General features: G+C 52.2%; 21 protein-coding genes. 5 read left to right on the top strand and 16 right to left on the bottom strand.

Going from position 1 to position 19,901, the window contains the following annotated elements:
* Positions 1-5: 5 nt before the first annotated feature.
* The 7 genes from HNR75_RS07260 to rsxA are packed head-to-tail and all read right to left on the bottom strand — an operon-like array spanning position 6 to position 5,136.
* Positions 6-266: an RnfH family protein gene (locus HNR75_RS07260; protein WP_188026329.1), complete on the bottom strand. Its 261-nt coding sequence runs from the start codon at positions 264-266 to the stop codon at positions 6-8.
* The gene (locus HNR75_RS07255) at positions 263-949 is read right to left on the bottom strand and encodes an electron transport complex subunit E (RefSeq protein WP_188026328.1); all 687 of its coding nucleotides are present in this window, start codon (positions 947-949) and stop codon (positions 263-265) included. The genes HNR75_RS07260 and HNR75_RS07255 overlap by 4 nt, the downstream gene beginning before the upstream one ends.
* A 2-nt stretch (positions 950-951) precedes the next feature.
* Positions 952-1,578, bottom strand: coding sequence for an electron transport complex subunit RsxG (gene rsxG, locus HNR75_RS07250; protein WP_188026327.1), 627 nt, complete (start codon positions 1,576-1,578; stop codon positions 952-954).
* The gene (locus HNR75_RS07245) at positions 1,578-2,558 is read right to left on the bottom strand and encodes an RnfABCDGE type electron transport complex subunit D (protein ID WP_188026326.1); all 981 of its coding nucleotides are present in this window, start codon (positions 2,556-2,558) and stop codon (positions 1,578-1,580) included. The genes rsxG and HNR75_RS07245 overlap by 1 nt, the downstream gene beginning before the upstream one ends.
* Positions 2,555-4,003, bottom strand: coding sequence for an electron transport complex subunit RsxC (gene rsxC / locus HNR75_RS07240; protein WP_188026325.1), 1,449 nt, complete (start codon positions 4,001-4,003; stop codon positions 2,555-2,557). Before rsxC ends, HNR75_RS07245 begins: the two co-directional genes overlap by 4 nt.
* Positions 3,996-4,547 (bottom strand): RnfABCDGE type electron transport complex subunit B, encoded by a 552-nt coding sequence (locus tag HNR75_RS07235; protein WP_188026324.1) that lies wholly within the window; start codon positions 4,545-4,547, stop codon positions 3,996-3,998. The genes rsxC and HNR75_RS07235 overlap by 8 nt, the downstream gene beginning before the upstream one ends.
* Before the next feature lie 10 nt (positions 4,548-4,557).
* On the bottom strand, positions 4,558-5,136 hold the full coding sequence (gene rsxA / locus HNR75_RS07230; protein ID WP_188026323.1) for an electron transport complex subunit RsxA: 579 nt from the start codon (positions 5,134-5,136) through the stop codon (positions 4,558-4,560).
* 358 nt (positions 5,137-5,494) lie between these two features.
* On the opposite strand from rsxA, the gene nifL reads away from it, so the two are divergent.
* Together nifL and nifA are read left to right on the top strand one after the other, a co-directional pair.
* Positions 5,495-7,024: a nitrogen fixation negative regulator NifL gene (nifL, locus tag HNR75_RS07225; RefSeq protein WP_188026322.1), complete on the top strand. Its 1,530-nt coding sequence runs from the start codon at positions 5,495-5,497 to the stop codon at positions 7,022-7,024.
* A complete protein-coding gene (nifA, locus tag HNR75_RS07220; protein ID WP_188026321.1) occupies positions 7,021-8,613 on the top strand; it encodes a nif-specific transcriptional activator NifA in 1,593 nt (530 codons plus the stop codon). The genes nifL and nifA overlap by 4 nt, the downstream gene beginning before the upstream one ends.
* A 73-nt stretch (positions 8,614-8,686) precedes the next feature.
* On the opposite strand, the gene purB is transcribed toward nifA, so the two are convergent.
* The 4 genes from purB to HNR75_RS07200 all read right to left on the bottom strand — a co-directional run bounded on the left by purB (position 8,687) and on the right by HNR75_RS07200 (position 12,351).
* Positions 8,687-10,057, bottom strand: a complete 1,371-nt coding sequence (purB, locus tag HNR75_RS07215; RefSeq protein ID WP_188026320.1) for an adenylosuccinate lyase — start codon at positions 10,055-10,057, stop codon at positions 8,687-8,689.
* A gap of 35 nt (positions 10,058-10,092) precedes the next feature.
* Positions 10,093-10,716, bottom strand: a complete 624-nt coding sequence (gene hflD / locus HNR75_RS07210) for a high frequency lysogenization protein HflD (RefSeq protein WP_188026319.1) — start codon at positions 10,714-10,716, stop codon at positions 10,093-10,095.
* 2 nt (positions 10,717-10,718) lie between these two features.
* Positions 10,719-11,828, bottom strand: coding sequence for a tRNA 2-thiouridine(34) synthase MnmA (gene mnmA / locus HNR75_RS07205; protein ID WP_188026318.1), 1,110 nt, complete (start codon positions 11,826-11,828; stop codon positions 10,719-10,721).
* Positions 11,829-11,895: 67 nt separating this feature from the next.
* Positions 11,896-12,351: an NUDIX hydrolase gene (locus tag HNR75_RS07200; RefSeq protein ID WP_188026317.1), complete on the bottom strand. Its 456-nt coding sequence runs from the start codon at positions 12,349-12,351 to the stop codon at positions 11,896-11,898.
* 216 nt (positions 12,352-12,567) lie between these two features.
* On the opposite strand from HNR75_RS07200, the gene icd reads away from it, so the two are divergent.
* Positions 12,568-13,821 carry an NADP-dependent isocitrate dehydrogenase gene (gene icd, locus HNR75_RS07195; RefSeq protein ID WP_188026316.1) on the top strand — a complete coding sequence of 418 codons (1,254 nt, stop codon included), beginning with the start codon at positions 12,568-12,570 and terminating at the stop codon, positions 13,819-13,821.
* A gap of 107 nt (positions 13,822-13,928) precedes the next feature.
* On the opposite strand, the gene cspD is transcribed toward icd, so the two are convergent.
* On the bottom strand, positions 13,929-14,147 hold the full coding sequence (gene cspD / locus HNR75_RS07190) for a cold shock domain-containing protein CspD (protein ID WP_188026315.1): 219 nt from the start codon (positions 14,145-14,147) through the stop codon (positions 13,929-13,931).
* A 216-nt stretch (positions 14,148-14,363) separates the two neighbouring features.
* On the opposite strand from cspD, the gene clpS reads away from it, so the two are divergent.
* Both clpS and clpA read left to right on the top strand, forming a co-directional pair.
* Positions 14,364-14,678: an ATP-dependent Clp protease adapter ClpS gene (clpS, locus tag HNR75_RS07185; protein ID WP_188026314.1), complete on the top strand. Its 315-nt coding sequence runs from the start codon at positions 14,364-14,366 to the stop codon at positions 14,676-14,678.
* A 55-nt stretch (positions 14,679-14,733) separates the two neighbouring features.
* On the top strand, positions 14,734-17,010 hold the full coding sequence (gene clpA, locus HNR75_RS07180) for an ATP-dependent Clp protease ATP-binding subunit ClpA (RefSeq protein ID WP_188026313.1): 2,277 nt from the start codon (positions 14,734-14,736) through the stop codon (positions 17,008-17,010).
* Positions 17,011-17,070: 60 nt separating this feature from the next.
* Here clpA and infA read toward each other — a convergent pair whose 3' ends face one another.
* The 4 genes from infA to trxB all read right to left on the bottom strand — a co-directional run bounded on the left by infA (position 17,071) and on the right by trxB (position 19,853).
* Entirely contained in the window at positions 17,071-17,289 is a 219-nt protein-coding gene (infA, locus tag HNR75_RS07175) for a translation initiation factor IF-1 (RefSeq protein WP_015879384.1), read from the bottom strand.
* A gap of 49 nt (positions 17,290-17,338) precedes the next feature.
* Positions 17,339-18,070, bottom strand: a complete 732-nt coding sequence (locus HNR75_RS07170; RefSeq protein WP_188026312.1) for an arginyltransferase — start codon at positions 18,068-18,070, stop codon at positions 17,339-17,341.
* The gene (aat, locus tag HNR75_RS07165) at positions 18,067-18,771 is read right to left on the bottom strand and encodes a leucyl/phenylalanyl-tRNA--protein transferase (RefSeq protein ID WP_188026311.1); all 705 of its coding nucleotides are present in this window, start codon (positions 18,769-18,771) and stop codon (positions 18,067-18,069) included. Before aat ends, HNR75_RS07170 begins: the two co-directional genes overlap by 4 nt.
* 125 nt (positions 18,772-18,896) lie before the next feature.
* A complete protein-coding gene (trxB, locus tag HNR75_RS07160) occupies positions 18,897-19,853 on the bottom strand; it encodes a thioredoxin-disulfide reductase (protein ID WP_188026310.1) in 957 nt (318 codons plus the stop codon).
* Between the last annotated feature and the right edge of the window lie 48 nt (positions 19,854-19,901).

The raw sequence follows: 19,901 nt of genomic DNA, 5'->3' as shown, positions 1-19,901 counted from the left end.
CAAAACTATGCATCTTCGTCCTCATCTTCATCGGCCTGACGCTGTACCGGCAGATATATTTCAACACGATCCCCTTCTTTCAAAATTGTATCAATCGCACAGAATTTGCCAAAAATACCGATGCGGTGCGTCGCCAGATCCAGATCCGGATAATGCTGAAAGACAGGGGACGCCTGTAGTGCCTCCTGTGCGGTAACAGGCTCAGGCAAGTCAAGCTGGTACCAGTTACCTTTTGCTCCGCGAGCGTGCGCTACACTGATTTTCATGGATGGCAACCTCCGTCTGTCGCTGGTGTCGTTGTCGCTGGAACCGCTTTTCCGGCGAACAGGCGTTTGCTTAGCCGGATGGCACACAATAAAAGTCCCAACATAATGAATCCGCCGGGAGGTAATAACATCAGTAAAAAGCCGTGATAATCCGGTAAGACATGCAACTCCATAAATTTAAAGTGCGGGCCTAACAGCAGCGATGCGCCGGAAAACAGGGTGCCGCTACCGAGAATTTCCCGACAACCACCCATAATAGTCATGGCCAATGTAAAACCCAGGCCGGTACCCAGTCCGTCAAGCATGGCGGGAACGGGTGGATTTTTTGTGGCGAATGCTTCAGCCCTGCCGAGAATGGCACAGTTCACCACAATCAGTGCGATGAACAACCCCAGCACTTTATGCAAATCGTGCATCCAGGCATTCATACCTAAATCAACCAGAGTCACCAGTGCGGCGATCAGCAACGTAAAGATAGGGATGCGGATCTGATTGGGCACAATGGCACGGATCAGTGAAACCAGCAGATTCGAGGCAACCAGCACCAGCGTGGTAACCGCGCCCATTCCTAATCCATTCGTGGCTGTTGTGGTCACGGCCATCAACGGACACAGCGCCAGCAACTGCGTAAAAATGGCGTTGTTCTTCCATAATCCATCGGTAAATATGCTTCTGTTACTCATAACTAACTCCCTTTCCGATCCAGAAATTCATTCTGATGCTGCCGGAACAGCTGCAGGGCCTCATGCACACCTTTCACTACGGCACGCGGAGTGATCGTGGCGCCGGTAAAGGAATCGAACTGGCCGCCATCCTTTTTGACATGCCAGCCTTTTTCGTCAGGCTGCTGCAACGATTTGCCGTTAAAACTTAAGATCCACTCGCTTTTACTGAGATCGATGGCATCACCAAGGCCGGGTGTTTCGGTATGACTCAACACACGGACGCCGGTCAGTGTGCCGTTAGCATCAATACCGAGCAGCAGGCGGATCACACCGGAATAACCACTGGTTTGGGCAAACAGGGCGATCCCGGAACCCATTCCACCCTTGCGTGCCCGGAAAAAATGTACCGGCTGACCATCCAGTGTCAGCGTGATTTCCTCCTGGCTGGGCATGTTGTCATACAGGTTTTGTGGCAACACCTGTACCAGCTGGCGCTGCGTGTCTTCAATCCCCCGGGCGATGATGGATTCTTTCGTTATGGCTGAAAACGCAGCCACTGCACCACAAACAAATAAGGCAAACAGACTGAGCAGAAAGGCCTGGTAATAAGGCTGTTCTTTCATCGGTAAAACAACGGACTGATTCATTATTTTTCCTCCGTTTTCAAGTCATAACCATACATGCGTGGGCGGGTGTACTGGTCAATCAGCGGGGTAAAGGCATTCATGATCAGAATGGAGAAGGCAACCCCTTCCGGGAAATTACCAAAGGTCCGGATCACGAAGATCAGAAAGCCGGTGCCGGCACCGAAAATCAGCTTGCCGCGGTTACTGGTCGGCGTGGTGACCGGATCCGTGGCAATAAAGAAGGCGCACATCAGCAAACCACCACTGGTTAACTGGGCCAGTGGCTCGGGTACGGCGGCAGGATCGGCCAGCCACATGGCTGTTCCCGGCAGCAGACAACCGGCCAACGTGGCGACCGGCACGTGCCAGGTAAATACCTGTTGCTGGATCAGCCATAACCCGCCTGCCAGCATCAGGATGGCAGAGGTTTCACCCAGACTGCCGGTGCTGGTTCCCAGTACATGCGCCAGCCAGTGAAAGCTGGATTCAGTTCCTTCCTTGCTCAGACCGAGTGTGGTTGCGCCAGAGACACCATCTACGCCCATCTTGTACCAGACACCGTCATAAAAGGCGCTTGGGTTGATCCATTTGGTCATTTCAACCGGGAAGGAGATCAGCAGTACAACCCGCGCCAGCATGGCCGGGTTAAACAGATTCTGACCCAGACCACCGTAAACCTGTTTACCGAAGAAAATGGCGAATACTGCACCCAATGCACCCAGCCAGAGCGGGGCATGGGGTGGCAGGCTCATGGCGAGGATCAGGGCGGTCAGGATGGCGGCGCCATCATTGATTTCCCCCTGAGTCTGCGGATTCAGTTTCATCGCGATCACTTCACAGGTCAGAGCACTGATAACCGTGGCGACCACCAGAAACAGCGCCGGCATACCAAACTGCAGGATGCCGAGCAGCAAAGCCGGAGCCAGCGCCATGTTCACTTTGAACATGACCTTTTTAATTGAAATACCCTCGTGGGCATGGGGGGCACGTAAGATCATCATGCGGACTCCTCTGTCACTGATGCACTATTGCGGCGTGACGGCCGGCGGCTGGCTTTTGCGGCTTTCGCCGCTTCTTTCTCTGCGGCTTCACGTTCCAGCCGTTCACGGCGCGCGGCGCTGTTCAGGCAAGTACGGGCTGTTTTTTGTTCCGAAAGCCGAATCTTGCCGATCTCCTGTTTGCCCCAGTCAAAATACTGGGTCAGTGGAATGGCGGCCGGACAGACATAGGCACAGGAGCCACATAACAGACAATCCATTACCCCCATGTCGGCAGCTTTGGCAAAATTATCGACTTTCAGTTCGGCGACCATATCCAGCGGTGTCAGACTCATCGGACAGGCACCGATACAGCGACCGCAGCGGACACAGGCGCTGGCTTTCGGATTCGGCAATTCATCTTCGGTCAGCAGCAGCACACCACTGGTCCCTTTGGTGACCGGCGCATGAATATCATTAATGGCGCGACCCATCATCGGACCACCCAGTACAATGCGGGCCGGCGTCGATTTCAGACCACCGCACTGCGCCACAATTTCGGAGATTGGCATACCGACAGGGGCCATCACGTTACTGGGCACTTCCACCGCATCACCGGAAATCGTGATCACGCGATGTGTCAGCGGCCGACCAAAACGCAGCGCTTCAAAGATGGCAATGCTGGTAGCCACGTTTTGTACCAGTACCCCTACATCGGCAGATAATTTACCGCTGGGCACCTGACGACCGGTAACGGCTTCAATCAGCTGTTTTTCGGAACCCATCGGGTAAAGCGCCGGGAGGCCGACAACTTGCATGTTTTCTTCTGTGGCACACAAGGCTTCCATCGCCGCGATGGCTTCCGGTTTATTCTCTTCAATCCCGATGAAGACCTTGTCGGCGAGGGTAATTTGCTGCAGATAGCGGATCCCGCCCATAATGCGTTCCCCCTGTTCCTGCATCAGACGATCATCACAAGTCAGATAGGGTTCGCATTCACTGCCGTTGATAATGAGGGTATCGATCAGATAACTCATACTGAGGCGCAATTTATCGGCGGTAGGAAACATCGCACCGCCCATACCGACAATGCCGGCTTCCTCAATCAGATGGATCATCTCTTCACGCGACAGAGTGTTATTCGCTCTGGCGATATTGCCTGCACTGCTCCGTGGATTTTGCGTGTCCACTTTGATGGTAATGTTGCCGTGATCCACGGCGCTGATCACTCCTGCCAGCGGGGCGTGGATGGGCATAGAGAACCGGCCATTGCCTTTCGCAATCAGCTGATCGGCTTTGACGGTGTCACCCACGGCAACAACCGGTAACGCTGGGGCACCGGCATGTTGTTTGAGTGGTAACACCAGACGCCATGGTGCCTGCATGGTGATCACCGGGCTGTGGCTGGTCAGTTGTTTATGGCTGTCCGGATGAATACCACCATGCGGACGAATTCTGGCCTTAAGCATTTTTCACCTCCAGCGTAGCGATGGGTATTAGTCCGGGCTTGGCAACCCGGCTCATAAATGCAGGATCGGGATACAAAGAAATACCTTTATGTGGGCAAACGGAAACACAGGCACCACAACCGGTACAGGCATCCGCGATGACGCCATGTAACTGGCGGGTGGCGCCGATAATGGCGTCATAACTGCATTGTTTGATGCAACGGCCGCAGCCATCGCAGCCTTCCATATCAATGGCAGCTACCTGTGGTCCCTTGGCGCCACTGCTGTCCAGTGTCACCCCCAGGACAGCGGCAATTTTCTGGGCTAAGGCATCACCACCGGGAGGACAGGCATCCGGCGCTGCTTCGCCGCAGGCCATTGCCTTGGCCGCCTGAGCACAACCGGGATAACCACATTGTCCGCACTGACCGTTTGGCAATAAGGCACTGATGTCATCCACCAGCGGATCACCTTCCACCTTCAGATGAATCGCCGCATATCCCAGTGCATACCCAATACCCGCCGCGATGAGCGGAATGGCCAATAAATAAAGTAATGTCAGCATCTCGTTCTCCTTAACCGGCCAGTCCGCCGAATCCGGCAAACGCCATGGCCAGAATGCCTGCGGTAATAAAACTGATAGGGGTACCATTGAAGAGATCGGGTAAAACCGATTTTTCCAGACGCTGACGCAAACCGGCAAAAAGAATGATGACAAGCGAGAAGCCTAATGCTGAGCTGAGGCCGTAAACCAGCGCTTGTATGAAGTTCAGGTTTTCCTGAATGGTCAGCAGCGAAACGCCAAGCACGGCACAGTTCGTGGTGATCAGTGGCAGAAAGATGCCCAGCGTACGGTGTAATTCCGGGCTTTGTTTGGCAATAAACAATTCCGTCAGCTGCACCAGAGAAGCAATCACCATAATGAAACTCAGCAGACGCAGATATTCCAGCCCCAGTGGCACCAGCACGGCGTGTTCAATAATCCAGCCGACACCGGTTGCCATGGTCAGCACAAAGGTGGTCGCCATCGCCATACCAATTGCCGACGACACTTTGTTCGAAACCCCCATAAAGGAGCACAGTCCGAGAAACCGGGACAGCACCACATTATTCACCAGCCCGTTGGCCAGTATGATTAGCAGCAGATCACGCATTCCGTTTGCCTCTTTCAAACCCAGATGAGGGTGAAAATGCGAAACCTGTGCCAAAAAGTGTGTGCTACATCACAGTGAACGGCTGCCCCATTAAGGTGCGGATAGTGTTTTCTTCAGATGAAATCCGATTGCAGGAGATCGGACAAGAACGCGCTATTTTTGTCGCAATAAGCCTGCTTTTTGTATGGTTTTGTGCTGGTTATGACAATCGTATCAGACGATTCCCATGAAATTTTCTTTCCGGAACAACTCTTGCTTTTCTTATGTCGGACTGGCGACAAGCCATGCACAGATTCACCAAGATCGACAAATTGTCTGATTGCTCACAGCAGCGGATTTAGCGCATGAAGGAGAGGATATGACTATCCTGCAAAACTACACACCCGAGACTACCGGTGCGGTGTGCATCAACAGTGCCAGTTTGCAGCAAATGGTATCGCTGCTGCCGATGGAGTTGTTTTATGGTGTAGTGGAACAATCATCAGTGGGTATCTCTATTACGGATCCGAAAGCCAACATTCTCTACTGCAATACCGCTTTTTGCCGTCTGACCGGCTACAAACGGGGTGAACTGCAATATCGGAACCACAATATTCTGGCCAGCAAGCAGACGCCGAAATCCCGTTATCAGGCAATGTGGCATCAGCTGACACAACATCAACCATGGACTGGCCGGTTGATCAACAAACGTAAAGACGGCTCCTTATATCTTGCCGAAGTCACGGTGACACCGGTATTGAATACCGACAGCCAGATCACCCATTTCCTGGGAATGCACCGGGATATCAGCGATCAGTTTGCGCTGGAGCAACGGGTGCATAATCAGAAAGCAATGATCGAGGCGGTACTGGATGCCGCGCCAACCGCGATCGCGGTGCTCAATGAATTTAATCAGGTGGTACTGGATAACCTGACGTACAAAACACTTCGAACCGATTTGCGTGGCATTGAGCCGTTTCTGGCACTCGAATTTACGCCTGGCCAGCAACGCCCGGATCGCGACCTGCTATGGCCGCTGACCATTCGTGGACGCCAGCGCTGGTTCAGCATCAACATCCAGCCGCTGTTTGAATTGAATGAAGAGGCCGGGCTTTATTTCGGGGAAGGCAAACGGCCTTGCTCATTGCTGATGATCACTGATCAGACCGAACGCCGTCAGCAGATGGAACAATCCCGTCTGGAACAACTCCGGGTCCAGGTGGAAGAACAGACCCTGTTCTCCGCCATCCGGGAAACGCTGGATGTTGCCATGATCCAGACACAGGCTCCGCTCAATATGCTGCAGGCCGCACTGCGTCTGGAGTCCGACACCGACAGCCGGGCGGCAATAGCGATTAACACCGCACTGCAGGTCGGACGCGAAGCGATGAAACGTCTGGAGCAGTACCGCCCGGCGATGAAAACAGAAGCGCCTTCCCATTTTGGTTTGGTCCGCCTGTTCGGTGATTTGCATGATATGCAGGTTCTGCGACTAGAACATCTGGATGTGCTGATGCAGATCGATATCGCCACCGATTTACCACGTTTATTCATGCAGCGGACCCGGTTACTGACCGGCCTGTGTCTGCTGTTTGAACGTGCCTGTCAGGCCGTAACCGGCCAGGCTGCCGCGCAGCTCAAACTCTGTGCTTATCAGAACGAACAGGAACTTTGTCTGGAAGTACACGACAGCGGCACCGCCCCAGTTATTACAGCGACACACCGTTTATTACAACCACATCCAACAGAGAACGGTGATAAACGTAACGACACGATGGAACTGAGTTTTGTTCAGAACATCGTTAACGATCATAGAGGAGTGATCGAGGTGGAAACGAGTGATTTAGGGGGAAGTTGTATCCGGCTCCGGTTGCCTCTGTGCACCATTATCAGGGAGGATAAAAAATGAACACACAAACCAGCCTGTTTTCCGCCAGCGGAAATAAAAGTCTCAGCATGCAGCAGCAACTGAATGCCCTGCATCAGATCAGTATCGTACTCAGCCGTTCGCTGGATATGGAAGATACCCTGCGCAGTATGCTGCAGACGCTGAGTGATATCGCGCACATGCAATATGGCCTGGTGTCTCTGTTTGATCACAACCGGAGCGCCTTGTTTATCCAGGCTGTTTATGGCATTGATGCCGAAGTGGTAAAGGATGTGAAAAGTGTCCGTTACCGCATGGGCGAGGGGATCATGGGTACCGTGATGCATCAGGGGCATTCACTGGTGATCCCGCGTGTAGCGGATGATCCGCGTTTTCTGGACCGCCTCAATCTGTACGATTACGGTCTGCCCTTTATCTGCGTGCCTATCCCGGGTGCAGACAGTCAGCCGGTGGGCGTATTGGCGGCACAACCCCAATCGGCGGATGAATCAGAATTACCGGCCAGAACCCGCTTTATGGAGATGGTGGCCAACCTGATCGGACAAACGGTGCGTTTGATCGGCAAGGTGAACAGCGAACACGAAGCGATCAAGACGGAACGCGACAGTCTGCGCCGTAAGGTGCGCAGTCAGTACGGGTTTGACAACATGGTCGGTCAGACACAGGCCATGCGGCAGATTTTTGATTCCATCCGTCAGGTGGCGAAATGGGATACCACCGTGCTGGTGCGCGGCGAAAGCGGGACTGGTAAAGAGCTGATCGCGAACGCCATCCACTATAACTCGCCGCGCGTTAACGGGCCATTCGTGAAACTGAACTGTGCCGCGTTGCCGGATACGTTACTGGAAAGTGAGCTGTTTGGCCATGAGAAGGGCGCCTTCACCGGCGCGGTAAAACAGCGTAAAGGCCGGTTTGAAATGGCTGATGGCGGCACGCTGTTTCTGGATGAAATCGGGGAAATCAGTGCCTCGTTTCAGGCCAAGCTGTTGCGTATTCTGCAGGAAGGCGAAATGGAGCGGGTAGGCGGCACCGACACGCTGAAAGTCGATGTGCGGATCGTCACCGCTACCAACCGCAATCTGGAGGAAGAAGTTCGCAAGGGCAATTTCAGGGAAGACTTGTATTACCGTCTGAACGTCATGCCGATTCAGTTACCGGCCTTGCGTGAACGCCTGGAAGACATTCCTGAACTGGCGAAGTTTCTGGTACAGAAGCTGTCAGAAAAACAGGGGCGCCAGATCCAGATCAGCGATGGCGCGATCCGGATGCTGATGGGACACGACTGGCCCGGTAACGTCCGTGAGCTGGAGAACTGTCTGGAACGTGCATCGATTATGTCCGAAACAGGGTTGATTGATCGGGATGTTGTGCTGTTTCATACGAGTGATCGTCCGCAATCCGGTTTCAGTACCCCGGTAGCGGTCAATAAACCGGCCATCGCGACTGACGTTGATTTCAACGATCCGCAACTGGATGAACGTCAGCGCCTGATTGCCGCACTGGAACGTTGTGGCTGGGTGCAGGCCAAAGCGGCGCGTTTGCTGGGCATGACCCCAAGACAAATTGCCTATCGCATTCAGATCATGAACATCAATATGCGGCGCATGTAATATCTTTCCGCAGAAATGACAGAGGCATGCCAATGCATGCCTCTGGGTATCGCTCAAGCTAACCGGTCAGAACTTATTTCAGTTCATCCACCAGTTGTACTGCACGACCAATGTAATTGGCCGGGGTCAGTTTTTTCAGTTCGGCCTTCACTTCTTCCGGCAGTGCCAGTGTGTCGATGAACTCACGCATACCGGCGGCATCCACGCGACGGCCACGGGTCAGCTCTTTCAGCTTCTCGTAAGGCTTCTCGATACCGTAACGACGCATTACCGTCTGGATTGGCTCGGCCAGCACTTCCCAGTTGCTGTCCAGGTCAGCAGCCATGTTCGCTTCGTTGGCTTCCAGCTTGGAAATGCCTTTCAGCGTTGCCTGATAAGCGATCAGCGAGTAACCCACTGCCACACCCAGGTTACGCAGTACGGTTGAGTCGGTCAGGTCGCGCTGCCAGCGGGAAATCGGCAGTTTGGCTGCCAGATGGTCGAACAGCGCATTTGCCAGACCCAGGTTGCCTTCCGAGTTTTCGAAGTCAATCGGGTTAACCTTGTGCGGCATGGTGGAAGAGCCGATTTCGCCAGCGATAGTGCGTTGTTTGAAGTGACCCAGGCAGATATAACCCCAGATATCACGATCGAAGTCGATCAGAATGGTGTTAAAGCGGGCAATCGCATCAAACAGTTCAGCGATATAATCGTGCGGCTCGATCTGAGTGGTGTACGGGTTCCAGGTCAGACCCAGGCTGGTCACGAACTGCTCGGCGAAGGCATGCCAGTCCACTTCCGGGTAAGCACTGATATGCGCGTTGTAGTTACCGACGGCACCGTTGATCTTGCCCAGGAATTCCACTGCCATGATCTGTTTGTACTGACGTTCCAGACGGTACGCCACGTTCGCCATTTCTTTACCCAGCGTAGTCGGGGACGCAGGCTGGCCGTGAGTACGGGACAGCATAGGTACAGCGCGGTATTTCTGCGCCAGATCTTTCACCGCGACGATCAGTTTTTCGCAGTAAGGCGCAATCACTTCTTCACGCGCTGCTTTCAGCATCAGGCCGTGCGAGTTGTTGTTGATATCTTCTGACGTACAGGCGAAGTGAATGAATTCGGTCACCGCATTCAGTTCTTCACTCACGGCGACCTTTTCCTTCAGGAAATATTCGACCGCTTTTACGTCATGGTTAGTGGTTTTCTCGATTGTCTTGATGCGAGTTGCATCGGCTTCATTGAAGTCGCTGACAATGCTGTCCAGCAGCGCATTGGCTGCGGCAGAAAACGCTGGCACTTCCGGGATGCCTGGGTGGGCAGCTAACTGTTGTAACCAGCGCACTTCCACTTCCACACGGAAGCGCAACAGGCCGTATTCAGAAAAAATCGGCCGCAGGTCGGTACATTTATCACCATAACGACCATCAATCGGGGAAACAGCAGTCAGGGCTGACAGTTCCATCACATCACTCCTCGACACTCTCGGTCACTGAAAAATTAAAGTTGGCGCAATGCAGCTTCGGCAGCGGCAATGACTTTTTTGCGGAAGAACAGGATCTGACGGCGACGACCTCCCAGTTGTCGCCAGAGCACACAGGCTCTGATCCCGGCGAGCAGCAACGCACGGATTTTATGTTGCACCTGTGGTTGCTGCAGATAAAGCGGTGCACCGGAAACCTGGATCCGCGGGCCCAGATTACTGATGTTATCGCTGTAGATCCCGGCCAGATTACTCACTACGGTATCGGTCAGCAGATCAAAGTGAAAAGCCTGACGCTTGACCTGGTTGATCCGTTCACCGAGCGCAGATAACACTCGGCGCTTGCCACTCAGCTTGCGTTCCAGGGCGACCATACCGATGACATAACGGGTCAGTTCCATGTTTTTCGGATTACGATTGTTACCTAGCTGTTCGACCAGGGTTTTATAACCGTCACGCAATAAGCGGCGTTCAGGGTAGACAGAGTCGGCATTATCCGGATCTGTGTTCAGAATTCCCTGTAATAAACAACGCATAGCATCTTCATCGCAGCTGCCGTTTCGGGCGACCTGCTGCACTAACCAGGCGGCCTGACAGACAGCTGCCAGCGCCATTGTTTGCATTGCCTGCTTATGCTGCATGGCTATACACTCCCGGAGAATCTTTGTTCAATAATACCGCCGCCAAGACACTCTTCACCCAGATAGAACACGGCTGACTGACCCGGGGTCACAGCGGCTTGCGGGGTGGCAAAAGTCACTTTGATGGTGTCATCATCAAGCGGTTCGACATGGCAGGGAATATCCTGCTGGCGATAACGGGTTTTCACAACACAATCAAACGGCTCACGACGTACCTCGCGATCAACCCAGTGCAACTGCTTTGCAATCAGGCCATCGGAATACAGGCGAGGATGATCATGACCCTGCGCAACAACCAGTACGTTGCGCTCTACGTCTTTATCCACCACATACCATGGTGTTTCATCGCCGTCTTTCAGACCGCCGATGCCTAAACCTTTACGCTGACCGAGCGTGTGGTACATCAGCCCCTGATGTTCACCGATGACTTTATCGTCCACGGTTTCAATCACGCCAGGCTGTGCCGGCAGATAGCGGGCCAGGAATTCACGGAACTTGCGTTCTCCGATAAAGCAGATGCCGGTACTGTCTTTTTTCTTCGCAGTCGCCAGCCCCAGCTGTTCGGCAATGGCTCGAACCTGAGGTTTCTCCAGATCGCCGACCGGGAACAGGCTCTGTGCGACCTGCTGTGAACTCAGGGTATACAGGAAATAGCTCTGGTCTTTGTTATTATCCAGACCGCGCAGCAGACGCGCCTGACCGGTGCTGTCATCGCGGCGTACATAGTGACCGGTAGCAATATAATCAGCGCCCAGATCTTCAGCCGCGAACTCCAGAAACGCTTTAAACTTGATTTCTTTATTGCACAGAATATCCGGGTTTGGCGTGCGGCCGGCCTTGTATTCAGCCAGAAACAGCTCGAACACGTTATCCCAGTATTCCGCGGCAAAATTGACGGTGTGCAGCTTGATTCCCAGTTTGTCACAAACGGCTTTGGCATCCGCCAGATCAGTGGCCGCAGAACAATACTCGTCTGAATCGTCCTCTTCCCAGTTTTTCATAAACAGGCCTTCGACCTGGTAGCCTTGCTGCTGAAGTAAATAGGCTGAAACAGAAGAGTCCACACCGCCGGACATGCCGACGATGACTTTAATTTGGCTGTTGTTTGTCATCGGGATATCAGTAAAGATGGAAAATCGGCATACATTTTAGCAAAAAAGCAACCCTGCGCCTACAATCTCAGCGGCGATCTTTCAACGCCGACAGCGGCAGCCTGACTCCGGCCAGATAATCGTTGAAGCATTCCATCACCAGCGGGCTGCGTAACTGTTTTTTCAGATGACGGATTTCGTCTATCGTTTTCCAGTGGCAGGCCAGGATATCGTTATCCGGATCCTGCGGTTGATGTGCCCCCGGATCGGTAGTCAGTTCACAGTAAAAGCAGAAACGCAGATAGGTCAGCTTACGGTAAGGACTGGTGTACATATAGGTGCCGAGCCAGCCGTCCGGTGTCAGCGTTAACCCGGTTTCTTCCCGGATTTCACGGCATACGGCTTCGTACAGCGATTCTCCGGCTTCGAGATGCCCGGCCGGCTGATTAAAGACATGACGGCGGCGATCAAGTTCTTCCACCAGCAGAAAACGATCCTGATAGCGGATGACGGCCGCTACCGTTACATTCGGACGAAAAGTCATGTTAACTCCTCAGATAACCGCTATAGATTACCTGAACAGTCATTACCTCGTCATCTTTCGTGTATCCGGGCCAGCAAACGGATTAAATGCATTTTGTTTTCATTAAATCTGGCTTGTCACGGCGTACCGCCGTTTGCAGAAAGCGACTGATGGGCTAAGATGACGATCACACAATAATGATTTGCAAGACAATAAACCGGAAGTCAGGAGACACAGATGGAAAGTAAAATCGTTGTACCCGCTACAGGTGAAAAAATTTCTGTAGATGCAGCGGGTAAGCTGGTTGTACCGAATAACCCAATCATTCCTTTTATTGAAGGTGATGGTATCGGTGTGGACGTGACTCCGGCCATGCTGAAAGTCGTCGATGCGGCTGTAGAAAAAGCCTATAAAGGCGAAAAGAAAATCTCCTGGATGGAAATCTATACCGGCGAGAAATCAACCAAGGTTTACGGTGATGACGTATGGCTGCCGGCTGAAACGCTGGATGCAATGCGCGAATACCATGTTGGTATCAAAGGCCCGCTGACTACGCCGGTCGGTGGTGGTATCCGTTCTCTGAACGTGGCACTGCGTCAGGAACTGGATCTGTATGTTTGTCTGCGTCCGGTACGTTACTACGAAGGCACGCCAAGCCCGGTTAAACAACCAGAGCTGACTGACATGGTTATCTTCCGTGAAAACGCTGAAGACATCTATGCCGGTATCGAGTGGAAAGCCGATTCTGCAGAAGCGAAAAAAGTAATCGACTTCCTGCAAAACGAAATGGGCGTGAAGAAAATCCGTTTCCCTGAAAACTGTGGTATCGGTATCAAACCGATGTCAGAAGCCGGTACCAAACGTCTGGTGCGTGCCGCACTGGAGTATGTGATCGACAACGATCGCGACTCACTGACACTGGTACACAAAGGCAACATCATGAAGTTCACCGAAGGCGCGTTCAAAGACTGGGGTTACCAGCTGGCTCGCGAAGAGTTCGGTGCGGAACTGATTGATGGCGGCCCATGGTGCCAGTTCAAAAACCCGAAAACCGGCAAAAACATCATCGTTAAAGACGTGATCGCGGATGCGTTCCTGCAACAGATCCTGCTGCGTCCGGCCGAATACGACGTAATTGCCACCATGAACCTGAACGGCGACTACATCTCTGACGCACTGGCTGCACAGGTTGGTGGTATCGGTATCGCGCCAGGCGCGAACATCGGTGACGGCGTTGCGCTGTTCGAAGCGACTCACGGTACTGCACCAAAATACGCGGGTCAGGACAAAGTTAACCCGGGTTCACTGATCCTGTCTGCAGAAATGATGCTGCGCTACATGGGTTGGTTCGAAGCGGCTGATCTGATTGTTAAAGGTATGGAAGGCGCAATCCGTAACAAGACTGTGACTTACGACTTTGAACGTCTGATGGAAGGCGCAACCCTGCGTAAATGCTCTGAGTTCGCTGATGACATGATCAGTCAGATGTAATTCTGATGATAACCACAGTCTGCGGCTGTGGTTATTTCGGCGTGAAAAAACAGAAGCGGGAACCAGGTTCCCGCTTCTTCATTTAGGGTACATCCCGTTCTCTCTTCTTATGATTCCTGGGATGAGGTAGGGACAATGCTCGTGGCATGTGACCCTTTAGGTCCTGCTTGTACTTCAAACTCAACAGGCTGCCCCGCTTTCAGCGTCTTGTACCCGTTCATGTCGATAGTGGAATAATGAGCAAAAATATCATCACCGCCCTCATCCGGGCAGATGAAGCCAAAGCCTTTCGCATTGTTAAACCACTTTACGGTTCCAGTAGCCATACATCTACGTCCTCAGAGATGAAATTACCTTTAAACGCCGTTGGGATGATCACCATCTGACGTTAGTATTGAATGGTCAGCTGGTCACCAAATCATCAATCTAGTGTAAAAAGTCATTGAGTCAAGTATCAGATCTCTAAAGCAAGAGCTAATTCAAATTGTATGTTGACAACGATTCTTATCATCAGTAGTAATTAAAGAAAAAGGTAGTCATCAATGAGTAAAACCCGTGTCTCGCCGACGCCGGAAACCGTGAGCGAGAGCAAAACCGAAATTCAGCCGCCGCCAATGTATAAGGTGATATTGCTGAATGATGATTACACGCCAATGGATTTTGTCGTGGAAGTGTTGCAGCTGTTCTTTCGCATGGATCTGGAAAAAGCGACTCAGGTCATGTTGGCTGTGCACTATGAGGGCAAAGGAGTGTGTGGCATCTATACTGCAGATATAGCAGAAACAAAAGTTGATCAAGTTAACCGTTACGCTCGTAAGCATGAACATCCGTTGCTGTGTACTATGGAAAAAGCCTGAGGATCAGCAGGTACCCCTTGCATAGCGTTGTCGTCAGTTGGTTTGGGAGGTGCCCATGCTAAACAAAGAACTGGAAAAATCTATTAACCAGGCATTCAAAGCAGCGAGAGATGCCCGTCATGAGTTCATGACAGTCGAGCATTTATTGCTGGCGTTAATCGATAACCACTCTGCTCATGATGCCTTAGTGGCATGCGGCGCGGATATTGACCAACTGCGCAAGGAACTGACCGTCTTTCTGGAACAGACCACGCCGTTGATCCCTGAAGACGATTCAGAGCGGGATACCCAGCCAACCCTCGGTTTTCAGCGTGTTCTACAGCGTGCCGTCTTCCATGTTCAGTCTTCCGGGCATAATGAAGTTTTTGGTGCCAATGTGCTGGTGGCTATCTTCAGCGAACAGGAGTCACAGGCGGTTTATTTCCTGAAAAAAGCCGATATCAATCGTCTGGATGTCGTGAACTACATCTCCCATGGCGTTCGCAAGGATATACCGCATCAGGATGATTCCCATTCAGGCCATGATGCCAGCGATGGCGAGGGCATGGGGGAAGAGGCTGCCGCTAACCAGATTGAAAATTTTGTCACGAACCTGAACCAGAAGGTGGTGGAGGGTAAGATTGATCCGCTGATCGGCCGGGATGCGGAAGTGAACCGCACGATTCAGATCCTCTGCCGTCGTCGTAAGAACAATCCGTTGCTGGTGGGTGAGGCCGGGGTGGGTAAAACGGCCATAGCCGAAGGGCTGGCTTACCGTATTGTGCATGGCGATGTCCCGGAAGTGATTGCCGATAATGTCGTTTACTCTCTGGATATGGGCTCTCTGCTGGCCGGTACCAAATACCGGGGCGATTTCGAAAAACGGTTCAAGGTGGTATTAAAACAGCTGGAGCGGGAAAAAGGCGCCATTCTGTTTATCGATGAAATTCATACCATCATTGGTGCCGGTGCGGCTTCCGGTGGTCAGCTGGATGCCGCGAACCTGATTAAACCGATTCTTTCTTCCGGCCAGCTACGTTGCATGGGGTCGACGACCTATCAGGAATACTCGCAGGTTTTCGAAAAAGACCATGCGCTGGCACGCCGTTTCCAGAAAATCGATATCGCAGAACCGTCTGTTGAAGACACTACCAAGATCCTGATTGGTCTGAAACCACGTTATGAAGAACACCATAATGTGCGTTACACCAACAAGGCGCTGCGGGCGGCGGCCGAACTTGCGGCCAAATACATCAATGATCGTCACCTGCCGGATAAAGCGATTGATGTGATTGATGAAGTAGGTGCCAGCCAGCGTCTGCTACCGCCAAGTAAACGTAAAAAAATCATCAATGTGCCGGATATTGAAGCCATTGTGGCGAAAATTGCCCGTATCCCTGAAAAATCAGTCTCTTCCAGTGATCGCGATATTCTGCGTAATCTGGAGCGCAATCTGAAGATGGTGGTGTTTGGTCAGGATAAAGCGATTGAAGTGCTGACCGATGCTATCCGTCTCAGCCGTTCGGGACTGGGTAATGAACACCGTCCGGTGGGTTCCTTCCTGTTTGCCGGTCCGACCGGGGTGGGTAAGACCGAAGTCACCCTGCAACTGGCGAAAGCGATGGGTATTGAACTGCTGCGCTTTGATATGTCGGAATACATGGAGCGTCATACCGTATCCCGTCTGATTGGCGCACCTCCCGGCTATGTCGGCTATGAACAGGGTGGCCTGCTGACTGATGCAGTCATCAAGCAGCCGCATTGTGTGGTGTTGCTGGACGAGATTGAAAAGGCACATCCGGATGTATTCAACCTGTTGTTGCAGGTAATGGATAACGGGACGCTGACCGACAACAATGGCCGCAAAGCCGATTTCCGCAATGTGGTACTGGTGATGACCACCAACTGTGGGGTACAGGAAACACAGCGTAAATCGATTGGCTTCCAGCAACAGGATCACAGTCATGATGCCCTGTCGGAAATCAACCGCACTTTTACCCCGGAATTCCGCAACCGGTTAGACAATATAATCTGGTTCAACCATCTGGATATGGATGTGATCCATCAGGTAGTGGATAAGTTTATTGTTGAACTGCAGGCGCAGCTGGATGCCAAAGGCGTGTCGCTGGAGGTTACGTCAGCAGCCCGTCACTGGCTGGCAGAAAAAGGTTATGACAAAGCCATGGGGGCACGCCCGATGAGTCGTCTGATTCAGGAACAGATGAAGAAACCGCTGGCCAATGAGCTGTTGTTTGGTGAGCTGGTGTCTGGCGGTAGCGTGAAAGTTGATTTGCAGGATGACAAACTGAAGTTTGACTATATGCCGAACCCGGAGAGTGTCCTGCAGCCGTAACCGGCGTTAAGACCAGAAAAAAAGCCCCGGATACAACTGGGGCTTTTTTCTATCTGGATCTTAACGAGAACGGAATACGATGCGACCTTTGGACAGGTCGTAGGGAGTCAGCTGCACTGTTACTTTGTCACCGGTCAGAATACGGATATAGTTTTTGCGCATTTTGCCGGAGATATGAGCCGTTACCACGTGACCATTTTCAAGTTCAACACGGAACATTGTATTAGGCAGGGTCTCCAGAATCGTCCCTTGCATCTCGATACTGTCTTCTTTAGACATTGAATCCTCGTAATTACCACCAAAAAAATCTGCTGGATCATGCCGGATTTCACCGGTTGTGTAAAGTTCGGTCAGCCGTAATGCCGTATTTTTTCCAGACTTTATTTTCCAGACGCTCATGCGGCAGGTAGGCAGATTTGTAATTCATCTTCCGGCAGTTATCGACCTGATAGCCGAGATAAAGGTAAGTCCGGTGCATATGCAATGTCAGTTCTAATTGGATGAGAATGGCGTAAGTGCCCAGTGAGCGTGATTCATACTCCGGATCATAGAAGGTATACATGGCGCTCAGACTGTCGGCCAGCACATCGGTCACGGCTACCGCGATTAATCGTTCGGCGTGATAAAACTCAATGAATACCGGGTTGAGCCAGTCGGCAAACAGAAACTGTTTGTACTGATTGTAACCGGGCGGATACATGCTGCCATCGGCGTGCCGCTGGCTGATATAGCGCTCATACAGTGCGTAGTAAGCCGGTTTATCGGTATCATTGAGTTGCCACCGGAGATCACGGTTCTTGTTTAATACCCGCTTCTGGTTGCGGTTGGGCTGAAATTCGGTGGCTTTAATCCGCAATGACTGACAGGCGGAGCATTGGGCACAGTGCGGCCGGTAAATATCATTGCCACTACGGCGGAAACCGGCTTGCAGCAACGTCTCGTAGCCAGGCGCATTCCGGTAACTGTCATCCAGCAACACAATCAGCTGTTCATCTTGATCCGGCAGGTAACTGCAGGTGTGCGCGGGGGTGATGCCAACCCGCAAGGGCGTCGGATTCATAGTGTCAGTACCTGTGGTTGCCAGCATTCTGCCGGAAAGGTTTGATCGCGCAACTCAGCCAGTCGGCGTAAAAATCTGGCCCGGGGCCACTCCTGTACCCCCATCGTTTCGAGATAGCTATTCTGCATCTGACAATCAATCAGCGGGGCATCATACCGCGACAAATGCCGGCAGAGGGCCACCAGTGCCATTTTGGATGAGTCCGGCTGCCGGTGAAACATCGATTCACCACAGAACAGTTTGCCGATGCTGAGGCCATACAGGCCACCTACCAGTTTATCCCGGTCCCAGACCTCGATGGAATGTGCCTGTCCCATCTCATGTAATATGGCATAGGACTGCATGAATTCACTGGTGATCCAGGTGTCTTCGGAATCACGTCTTGGTTCTGCACAAGCGGCGACTACCTCCATAAAGGCATGGTTCAGCGTAAAATGCAGCGTGGTATTGTTCAGCGTTTTTTTCAGTGAGCGGCTGATATGCAATTCAGCCACCGGTAAGACGCCGCGCGGATCAGGCGACCACCAGAGAATAGGCTGATAAGCACTGTACCAGGGGAATATGCCGTTATAATAAGCAGTCAGTAAACGGGACGGAGAGAGATCGCCGCCGATGGCCAGTAAGCCGTTGGGTTCGGTCAAGGCTTCCTCTGGTGGCGGAAAATATAAGCTGGAATCCAATTGTGTCAGATAAATCGTCATTAAAAGCATTCACTTGCAAAGACACTCTTATCTGATAATAGCATGTCTGGTTTTCGGATGGCGTCATGTCGCTGCCATAAAAAATGCCGCACAAGGCGGCATTCAGAAGAAGAGAGCGAGGTCGATTATTTCGCCAGACTATCCAGATAACGTTCCGCATCCAGCGCGGCCATACAACCGGTACCGGCAGACGTAATGGCCTGACGGTAGATATGATCGGCAACGTCACCGGCGGCAAAGACGCCTTCAATGCTGGTCTGAGTGGCAAAACCTTCACTGCCGCCTTTCACTTTCAGATAGCCATTCTGCATGTCCAGCTGACCTTCAAAAATGGCGGTATTCGGGCTGTGACCGATCGCGATGAAAGCGCCCATCACGTCCACATCTTCCAGTGAATCATCTTTGGTACTGCGCAGACGCACGCCGGTGACACCCATCTCATCACCCAGTACCTCTTCCAGAGTACGGTCGAGATGCAGTTTGATGATGCCTTGTTCTACCTTGTCGTAAAGACGCTTGATCAGAATTTTTTCTGAACGGAAAGTATCACGACGGTGGATCAGATGAACTTCGGATGCAATGTTTGACAGATACAATGCTTCTTCAACCGCTGTGTTACCACCACCTACCACGGCAACTTTCTGGCCACGGTAGAAGAAACCATCACAGGTGGCACAGGCAGACACGCCGCGGCCTTTAAACGCTTCCTCGGAGTCCAGTCCCAGATAACGGGCTGAAGCACCAGTAGCGATGATCAGGGCATCACAAGTGTATTCGCCATTATCACCTTTCAGACGGAACGGTTTCTGTTGCAGTTCAACCGCATTGATATGATCGAAGAGGATCTGCGTATCAAAATGCTCTGCATGTGCTTTCATGCGATCCATCAGCGCCGGACCGGTCAGGCCTTCCGCGTCGCCGGGCCAGTTTTCAATTTCAGTGGTGGTGGTGAGCTGGCCACCTTGCTGCATACCCGTGATCAATACCGGACTCAGATTGGCGCGGGCCGCATAGACGGCAGCGGTATATCCTGCCGGGCCTGATCCGAGAATCAGCAACTTACTGTGTTTTACTTGGCTCATGGCGATATCCTTTAACAATTTATTAGCCAAATAATAAAAAATGAATTA

This window comes from Tolumonas osonensis (assembly GCF_014202415.1).
GTDB lineage: Bacteria > Pseudomonadota > Gammaproteobacteria > Enterobacterales > Aeromonadaceae > Tolumonas > Tolumonas osonensis.
This window is presented reverse-complemented; position numbering and strand designations above follow the sequence as displayed.